This window comes from Leptolyngbya sp. FACHB-711 (assembly GCF_014695615.1).
Taxonomy (GTDB): Bacteria; Cyanobacteriota; Cyanobacteriia; order Elainellales; family Elainellaceae; genus Leptolyngbya_A.
This window is the reverse complement of record NZ_JACJOR010000312.1, coordinates 1-8,170: the sequence shown is the minus strand read 5'-3', so window position 1 is coordinate 8,170 and position 8,170 is coordinate 1. Positions and strand designations below refer to the sequence as shown.

The window sequence follows — 8,170 nt, the reverse complement described above, 5'->3', positions numbered from 1 at the left end:
CAAACTCCACCCGTGCCGGAATCACTTCTACTGAATCAGAGATCTTTGACAGCACTTGTAGCCGCTCATCGGGCACAGCCACCACTCCGACATTCGGTTCGATCGTACAAAAGGGAAAGTTTGCTGCTTCCGCCTTTGCATTTGCCACCAGCGCGTTAAACAGCGTGGATTTGCCTACGTTGGGCAGTCCGACAATTCCGGCTCTCAGCATGGTCTAATCCCAGGTCTATCCCTTTCAGGTTCATCTAATGTTCATTGTCCAGTGTGCCAGGTTTTGGGCGGAATCGACTATTTCACCTAGCCCCATCCCGAATGGGTTGCCTGCGTCATCAGCAGTTCCCGGATGCCAGAGCTGCCAATCTCGATCGCCAGAGCCGCCAGTAGAAAACCGAGAAGCTGAGTTGCAATGACTGCGCCTTCGGCTCCAATGAACTTATCAATCCAGGTTGCCTGACGAAAGATAAACCACGTCACTGCCATCGCCGCCCCAATTCCAGCCGCCACGCTGAGGTGTCCTACCGCAGAAGGCGCATTCGACATAAGAAGCATGACGGTGGTAAGGGTTCCGGGTCCGGCAAGCAGGGGCAGAGCCAGGGGAGTAATGGCAACGTCGCGTCCCTGTTCGACGATCGGTTGATCGAGTTCACCTCTGAGCATATCGAGGGCGATCATCAGCAGCAGCAAACCACCCGCCACCTGAAGCGACGCCATGCTGATATGCAGATAATTGAGAATGTATTTTCCGGCAAAGGCAAAGGTCAGGATGATCAACGTGGCGATCAAACTGGCGCGATCGACCACCCGGTTTCGTTCCGGCAGCTCCATCCCTTTGGTTAATATCAAAAAAATGGGTGCATTTCCCAGCGCATCCGCCAGCACAAACACGGCGATAAACGTTCGGACAAAAATCGAGATTTCGATGGAGAGTTCCATCAGCCGCTCACTGCTCCTAAAATTTCTCTTTTAGCGTAGCTTGATGGATCGATCGCTTCATCCTGCCCTTGGTTGAGTCGGGGAGGGCTTTGAAACTTCAGTCCTTGGAAATCTAACTAAAAATTCAACCTGTCTGCTGACAGTTCCCATTTGACAGTCCCTATTAGGATCCCAATCATGATGATTTACACAAACCGCAGCAGCAGCGATAGACTGATGAAGATGTCAAGGTAACGAACTGTTAAGCCTATGCGTTCTCGATCGCTGGTAGACCGTTTGCTGGCAGTTAGCCTTTTTTCAGCCTCATCCCTGGGAACTTTGGCTTTGTTTGGCTCCGTGCCGATGCTGCCTCACCTCACAGCACGACTGGCGGCAATGTTGCCTGACCTCTCTGAGTTCGCCCGTGATGATTTGCCTGCTCAGCCGCTGAGTCAGCAACCAGGAGCGTGGGTCGCCCAGTTGCCGAATGAAGTGCAGCCTCGATCGGTCGATTTGCTGCGAGACCGCGTGCCTCGTTAAAGTATGGTTTCTTAAAGTGTGGCTTTCTAAGGTTAGGGATGAACGCAATCCCCCACCCCACCATAGAGGCTGCTGGCGGAATGGGATAAGATAGCTTGGCAAACGTGAATCGCCGCAAGGGTGGGAAAGTTCGGTGTGAGTCCGACGCTGTGCCGCAACTGTAAATCTCAGCCGTGAATCTTAACGATGAATCTCGATCGTGCGTTTCAACGCTGAGTCTAAGCCAGGATGCCGCCTTGCTGGTTTTTCACTCTATTTCCTGCGCTGCACGGGAAAAGGGTTCTTGAGATATGATGCTTTCCTCTGATATTTCTGGTTCTTTTGCGGAAATTACCCCGCAGGATTCGCTTAATCTTGCCGATCGCGAGTCTGTCAGCGCTGTTCAGCTTGCGCCGCTGCCGTTGCACCGTCCGGTGCTGCTGGTAGGACATGGAAGCCGCGATGCTGATGGGCGGCAGGGCTTGCTGGACTTTGCCGAAGCATATCAGGCTCTCGATTCGTCGCGTCCGGTGGTTCCCTGTTTTCTGGAGTTAACGGAACCGACGATTCAGCAGGGAGTCGATCGCTGTGTCGAGCAGGGCTATACCGAGCTTTCAGTGCTGCCGATTTTGCTATTCGCGGCACGGCACAACAAATTTGACGTAACCAACGAACTCGATCGCGCCCGTCAGCGGCATCCGCAGGTCAAGTTTCACTACGGCAGGCACTTTGGTATCACGCCAGGTATTCTCGATCTATGGCAAACCCGATTGGTAGAGCTGGATCAGCCCCAGTGGAACCCTCAAGGAATCGATCGCAGCGAGACAGTGCTGCTGTTTGTAGGACGAGGCTCAAGCGACCCCGATGCCAACGGTGACGTTTATAAAATGGCGCGGATGATGTGGGAAGGTAGCGGCTATCACACGGTCGAAACTTGCTTTATTGGCATTACCCATCCCCGTCTCGAAGAAGGCTTCCGCCGTGCCCGTTTGTACGAACCGAAGCGGATCGTAGTGCTGCCCTATTTCCTGTTTACGGGTGCGCTCGTTAAAAAGATTTTCAACATTGTGGACGAGCAGCAGCAGCTTCACCCTGACATTGAGCTGACCTGTCTCCCCGAAATGGGACTGCACCCCCAGCTTTTCCATGTGCTGCGCGATCGCGAAATCGAAACCCAGCTTGGTCAGGTAAACATGAACTGTGAAATGTGCAAATTTCGGCTGGCGGCGGTCGGTCAGGGAGACGCGCACGGACATTCGCACGATCATGGACATTCTCATGATCACGGACATTCGCACGGTCATGCTCATGAGGCGATCGACCCCTATGCGGAGCCGGAACAATACCATCAGCGGATCTGGAATGTGCCCTAGCTGAGAGCGATACACTAAAAACAGCAGAGTGAGGAATGGGCAATGTCAGAGGCAAAACCAGAGACTAAAGAATTTACGGTGGGCGATCGAGTGCAAGTCGTGGTGATGCCGCCTTATCTCAAAACGGCTGACCCGATGCCGATGCTGCGTCCTCCCAGTTTGATCCAGCTTGGTGAAGAAGGCGTTGTGATGGATCGCCGTCCCGGCAATTACTGGGGCGTGAAGTTTGCCAGGGGGATTTTTTTGATGGAAAGCCAATACATCGATCGCTTGTTGTCTAAATAAGCGAATCTGACTCTAACCGTCCCTTAACATTTCACTCTTCATTCTTCCCGCTCAATTAGGTATAACCTTGCTCCGTCTGCATCTTGTGGGCGGGGTTTTGTTTTATTGCGGTTGCCTTTATCGCTGTTCCTGATTGCAGGAGCAAAATTTAGCTCTCATTTTCTTGATTATTCATTAAATTTTGTTATATTTCTTAATATAATAGTGAGTGTAGGCTCACGATGATCCCCAACGAATGATTTCCAGGGGAAAACTGCTTCACATCGCTAGCCTCGCTCCCAGGTTCCCTGGCACTGCATGGTTCGCTTCGCTCTTTTTGCACTCATCCTTCCTCATTTAGATAAGCTATGAATCTCGTACAACGTCTTACTGCGACGACGATCGCGGTTCTTCAGCCCAATTTCACGCCGAACTACCTGTCTCAAACTGCCTGGACAATTTTGCGGGTCGTGGCAGGTGTCGTGATGGTTCACAACGGAATCGACAAACTCTCTAATATCGAAAGTTTCGCTCAGGCTTACGTTCAAGTCATTGGGCTACCCTTCCCGATCTTTTTCAGCTATGTGGCAGCCCTCACAGAACTGATTGGCGCACCACTGCTAGCACTGGGATTTCTCACCCGTCCAGCAGCACTGGGTCTGTTTTCCACCATGCTGGTCGCGATGTATCACCATGTTCTGGTGGCAGGCTTCAGTATTCCTTACCTGGAACTGTCGATGCTGTATGCTGCCTGCTTCCTGTTCTTTGTAGTGAATGGGGCAGGTTTATTCTCGGTGGACACGCTGTTGGCGGGTTGGTTGAGCGCAGCTTCAGCGTCTCCGGTTCCGGCACTGGGGGTCACCACCTCGGCTGCATCTGTTTCTCAATCTGTTTCTCAGGAAGCAGCCATTAAGTAAATAGAAGTCGCTTTGGCGCAGCAGTAAACCGATCGTCCTAAAACCTTGCTCAAGCTGTGAGTCTGGAGGATGGCACTGTGAAGTACTGCACTACTGCTCGATTCACACTGATTTCGATCTGTTGAGCAAGACGCAGTTGGGCGATCGGTTCTTTTAAGGTGTTAATGCCCAAGACCAGGGCTTCTGCAACTTCAAAGGTTGGGCAAATAATTTTTAGAACACCCCAGCGTCTTGACAGTTTGCAGCTTTGCAGACAGCGAATCTCCTCAAGCTGATAGGGATTTTCGCGGTAGAAGCTGAAGATGAGTTGGGTCAATTGAGCGTATAGGTTCATCGTCCTCAAATCCTTATATCAGACGCACGGCAAGCTAGGAAAAAATCCGTGGCAAAGGAGAAATCTAGTGATGAGAACCTGCACAACTTGAGCTTCTCGATCGATCTCCTCGCTATATTTCCTATTGAAGTGCAGCTCTTGTTTTCCGTGGGATGGTCGCAAGAAGATTTAACGTCTAGATTGTGGAAAAGGATAATTTGAGAAACGGCTGAAATTCACGTCCAGACGGAGTTTGACGAATCAAGCCTCTAACTTTTAACTTCACTTTTTGCAATGTTTGCTCGTTTCTTCGAAACATAAATTGATAAAGATAAGTTTCGATCGTATTCATAATTGTTTTAATATTTTGCTATTGAAGAGTATAAATTAGAGGAGATTTGAGGAGTTGCGAAGACGGCTGCCAGCAATCCCGTGAAATACAGCAATCCCGTGACATAAAAGAAGGATGCATAGCTAGCGAATACATCGTGAATCTGACCCACGGTGAGCGTTTCCAGCAGTGCGCTAGCGCCGAATGAAGACGATGCCGTAGTTTTTCGTGTAGCCCGTAGAGCGGAACAAAATCAGCGTTGAGGTAGGAGCGATCGCCTGCTAGCTGCCCAAGGAGAAGGTGATCAGACAAAAGGCAGTCAGGTACGTTGCAATGCTGCCTTCACCCACAGCAGAAAGACCGAATAATTTAACGTTGCTCGTCGATGGATTCACGCAACGAGGATGACCCTCCACTGAGACAGCGCTCGTGCCGCTATAAGGCAGGCGGTTAGCTTTGCTGCTGCTTTGAAAGCGATCGGCTTCAGGTCACTGCGCTCTGTTTAAGGGGGATGATTTCTGTATCTCATGATTCTACGTTTATTGCTAAAAAACAATAGAAAAATTTATCAGCATAGATATATCGATGATTTAACAGGCTGATTCTCAGTGTTTGGAGCTATCCTCACGCTTTCTCAGCAATTTCCCAGCAATTTCCTAGCAACAATGTTATTTCGAGTCGATCGTGACCTCACCCGGAATAAATCGGATTCACTTACAGAGCTGGAATAGATGCGAGGAACAAGAGCAAGAATAGCCAATTGAGGATTGAAATGATTCCAAAAAGAATAGTGTCAGCAAAAAGAAAGAATGGAAACAAGAATAGAGAAACCAGGAAACAGCTAAAAAATTGATAAAGCTAAATCCCCACTGAGTGAACGGTACTGTAAATTCATCGATCGATTATCGCAAGGGGAGTGTAGCCAAAGGTTCCCACGATCTGCCACCGTTCCTTTTCCGCTCAAACCGTGGGTCATGGCAGAGCCGAAGTCAACCCGATAGATTTTTCTGATCGAGTGCGACGATCGATTGCCTAACAAAATATTGCTGGGTTTGATGTTGCAGTGAAGGATAGAAACGATGCGATCGAGCTGCATCATCAAAAGCAAAAGCTATTTCTGGGGCAGTTTGCAGGTCAGTTACCAGTTTGCAGGTCAGTTACAATGAGGGCGAGAGGGTGAAGTGGGAGAGGACGAAAGACAGCCATGTGCAGGGCATCGGCGATCGGGCAGGAAAAGATTTATCAGGCGTTGTCTCAAAAAGGCTTCAGCCCGAACTCGACTGAAATCTTGAGCGTTGTCCTTAAGATCGCCTCTTACCGCACCTGGAAGCGATTTTATAACGTAGAAAAACCGATTCGATGTGCCACCTTTCGACAGTTTTGCGAGTTTCTGGGTTTGGACTGGCAGGAAGTCGTAGACCCGACCACGCTGAGAAAGCAGCCGATCGTGCAAGATTTTGATTCTGCGCCGCTCGCCGCTCCTTGTTTTGGTCGGCAGGAAGAACTGCAAAAGCTGAAACAGTGGCTTCTGCAAGACGAGTATTATTTGGTGATTTTGTACGGTTTGGGCGGAGTGGGTAAATCCACCCTGGCGCGAAAGCTAGCAGCAGACCTGCAATCTCAGTTTACTCAGGTGGTTTGGCAAACGTTTTCCTATAGCGATTCAACCGAGCGAATTTTGCAAGAGCTGCTCGATCGCCTGTCTCCGGGAAGCCTGAGTTTTGCTGATTTTCAGGTGGGTTTGTCGGTTCGATCGCTGACCGAAAAGCTGATCGCAGCCCTGCGCCAGCAAAAGGCACTGGTGATTCTCGACGAAATCGGATCGAGCGAAACAAACCCCCAGAAGCGACGCGAGGCACATCAGCGATTTTCGAGAGTGTGGCAGGATCTCAGCACGAATCAGCGCAGCCGCATTGTTGTCACCACCTGTGAGAAACCGCCGGATTTTACCGTTCTGGCTGGGGCAGCAGGGGGCAAAGGGCGATCGTATGCGCTGGGCGGTTTAGATGAAGAAGCGTGCTATAAACTGCTCGAAACCCATCAACTTGCATTCGATGAACAAAGTGCCGGACAGTTAATTGAGCTGTATGACGGCAATCCAATGGCGTTAACGCTAGCGGCGGCAACCATTCAGCAAAGCTTTCACGGCGACATCACCCAGTTTTTGCGCTACTCGTATCTGCCGGATGCGGTCGAGGCAATTTTGGAGCAGCACTGGAACGGCTTAAACCCTCAAGAGCGTGCAATTTTGTGCTGTCTGGCAAACAGTGAACCGCTGCATCTAGATGAACTGCGCGAGAGCTTAACGCAGCAGGTGGGAAACAATCGCGGCTTACTGCCGGCAAAGTCGGCACTCGAACGACGATCGCTGCTGGTGAGCGTTGCGGAAGACACTCAAGTGCTATATACGCTTCAGCCAATGGTGCGTCGATTTTGTCAGCGACGGTGCGGTTAAGAACGGGCGGTTCAGAGAATAAATTGCAGGCAATGATTGTGGTTGCGTGCGCTTCCTGATTTTGGGCTTGTATGCGAATTCGAGGGAATTTCAGCTCTTTTTCCGCTTTCTCCTCCACCCATGAGCTACTGCATCAACCCCTTATGTCCCGGTGATCGTAAGAATCCTAACTCGGCGCAGTTTTGTCAATATTGCAGGACGGCTTTGACGATCGAGGGGAGGCGTAGGCATTACTATCAGCTCATTAAGGCCCTCAGCTTTGGGCATCCTTACACCGAAATTTTTTAGGCGATCGAGCAGTCAAGTCAGCCGTTATATTCAATGAGCGTTCCTTCTGCTGTTGTCCCGACTATTTCCCCTACTCCTCCTCCGGCTGTTTCCGCCAGTTCTCCTGCTGCTTCTAATGCTTCTCCTAAAATTTCTTCTCTTTTATTCTCTAAAGTTTTTGCGGCTCTTTCTTCAGGTCAATCCTTCAGGTTGAAGCCCTGGATGTTTTTGCTGCTGGGCGCGATCGCCTTAACAGGAGGAATTGGGCGCGTGGCTTATTGTCGATCGAATCCGGTTGCCTGTGGGTTTCCTGTTGGCAATTCTCCTGCTGACAATTCTCCTCCTCTAGTGCTTCCAGCCGATCGTCTGATGAGTACCGGAGAACGGTCGATCGAGAATGGTGATTCAGCCCTTCAGCTTGAAGCTCCTTATCGTGCCCTGATGCAGGCGGGGATGACTGAGTTTGCAAAAGGTAACTTTGGGCAAGCTGCTAAGCAGTTTAGGTTGATTCGTGAAACTGCTACCAAGGATCGTGCGACTGCCGCCAACGATCGGGAAAAAAACGACGCAAACCAGGCACTCCGAAATCCCCTACCGCTAATTTATGAGAGAAACGCGATCGTTCGTGAACGCAACAAAGCTACTGGACAACCAATCTATTCATTCGGTGTTGCTGTGCCCTTAAACACTGACCTGGGGTGGATATGCTACGGGGAGTTGCGCCAATGCAGCAAAACGCGATCGAGAGGAATATACGTCTCGAATTCTGGTGACGCTGTTACGGCAAAAGGGAGGGCAGAGCGATGCGGAGCAGTTCCC

Annotated in this window: 9 protein-coding genes and 1 riboswitch; of the genes, 6 read left to right on the top strand and 3 right to left on the bottom strand. The window is 50.4% G+C overall.

Features of this window, described 5'->3' with window-relative positions:
* Together H6F80_RS12570 and H6F80_RS12565 are read right to left on the bottom strand one after the other, a co-directional pair.
* Positions 1-211 (bottom strand): GTPase (locus H6F80_RS12570; RefSeq protein ID WP_190791888.1); only part of this gene is annotated, 211 nt, incomplete at its 3' end.
* 86 nt (positions 212-297) lie between these two features.
* Positions 298-933 (bottom strand): MarC family protein, encoded by a 636-nt coding sequence (locus tag H6F80_RS12565; RefSeq protein ID WP_199296538.1) that lies wholly within the window; start codon positions 931-933, stop codon positions 298-300.
* Between the two features lie 249 nt (positions 934-1,182).
* On the opposite strand from H6F80_RS12565, the gene H6F80_RS12560 reads away from it, so the two are divergent.
* From H6F80_RS12560 to H6F80_RS12545, 4 genes are all read left to right on the top strand, one after another.
* Complete coding sequence (locus tag H6F80_RS12560) at positions 1,183-1,452, top strand: hypothetical protein (RefSeq protein ID WP_190791887.1); 270 nt, start codon at positions 1,183-1,185, stop codon at positions 1,450-1,452.
* A gap of 99 nt (positions 1,453-1,551) precedes the next feature.
* A riboswitch (cobalamin riboswitch) is annotated at positions 1,552-1,706 on the top strand.
* Positions 1,707-1,742: 36 nt separating this feature from the next.
* Positions 1,743-2,804, top strand: coding sequence for a sirohydrochlorin chelatase (locus tag H6F80_RS12555; RefSeq protein WP_242067319.1), 1,062 nt, complete (start codon positions 1,743-1,745; stop codon positions 2,802-2,804).
* Between the two features lie 42 nt (positions 2,805-2,846).
* A complete protein-coding gene (sipA, locus tag H6F80_RS12550; protein WP_190791886.1) occupies positions 2,847-3,089 on the top strand; it encodes a regulatory protein SipA in 243 nt (80 codons plus the stop codon).
* A 347-nt stretch (positions 3,090-3,436) separates the two neighbouring features.
* Positions 3,437-3,985, top strand: coding sequence for a DoxX family protein (locus tag H6F80_RS12545; RefSeq protein ID WP_190791885.1), 549 nt, complete (start codon positions 3,437-3,439; stop codon positions 3,983-3,985).
* A 49-nt stretch (positions 3,986-4,034) separates the two neighbouring features.
* Here H6F80_RS12545 and H6F80_RS12540 read toward each other — a convergent pair whose 3' ends face one another.
* The gene (locus H6F80_RS12540; RefSeq protein WP_190791884.1) at positions 4,035-4,319 is read right to left on the bottom strand and encodes a hypothetical protein; all 285 of its coding nucleotides are present in this window, start codon (positions 4,317-4,319) and stop codon (positions 4,035-4,037) included.
* Positions 4,320-5,833: 1,514 nt separating this feature from the next.
* Here H6F80_RS12540 and H6F80_RS12535 point away from each other — a divergent pair.
* Positions 5,834-7,084 carry an NB-ARC domain-containing protein gene (locus tag H6F80_RS12535; RefSeq protein ID WP_190791883.1) on the top strand — a complete coding sequence of 417 codons (1,251 nt, stop codon included), beginning with the start codon at positions 5,834-5,836 and terminating at the stop codon, positions 7,082-7,084.
* 321 nt (positions 7,085-7,405) lie between these two features.
* On the top strand, positions 7,406-8,170 hold a 765-nt coding region (locus H6F80_RS12530), incomplete at its 3' end, for a hypothetical protein (RefSeq protein WP_190791882.1).

Bases quoted from the DNA above. Each gene is read 5' to 3' on its own strand.
- H6F80_RS12565 (WP_199296538.1), bottom strand. From the start codon at position 933: ATGGAACTCTCCATCGAAATCTCGATTTTTGTCCGAACGTTTATCGCC.
- H6F80_RS12560 (WP_190791887.1), top strand. From the start codon at position 1,183: ATGCGTTCTCGATCGCTGGTAGACCGTTTGCTGGCAGTTAGCCTTTTT.
- H6F80_RS12555 (WP_242067319.1), top strand. From the start codon at position 1,743: ATGATGCTTTCCTCTGATATTTCTGGTTCTTTTGCGGAAATTACCCCG.
- sipA (WP_190791886.1), top strand. From the start codon at position 2,847: ATGTCAGAGGCAAAACCAGAGACTAAAGAATTTACGGTGGGCGATCGA.
- H6F80_RS12545 (WP_190791885.1), top strand. From the start codon at position 3,437: ATGAATCTCGTACAACGTCTTACTGCGACGACGATCGCGGTTCTTCAG.
- H6F80_RS12540 (WP_190791884.1), bottom strand. From the start codon at position 4,319: ATGAACCTATACGCTCAATTGACCCAACTCATCTTCAGCTTCTACCGC.
- H6F80_RS12535 (WP_190791883.1), top strand. From the start codon at position 5,834: ATGTGCAGGGCATCGGCGATCGGGCAGGAAAAGATTTATCAGGCGTTG.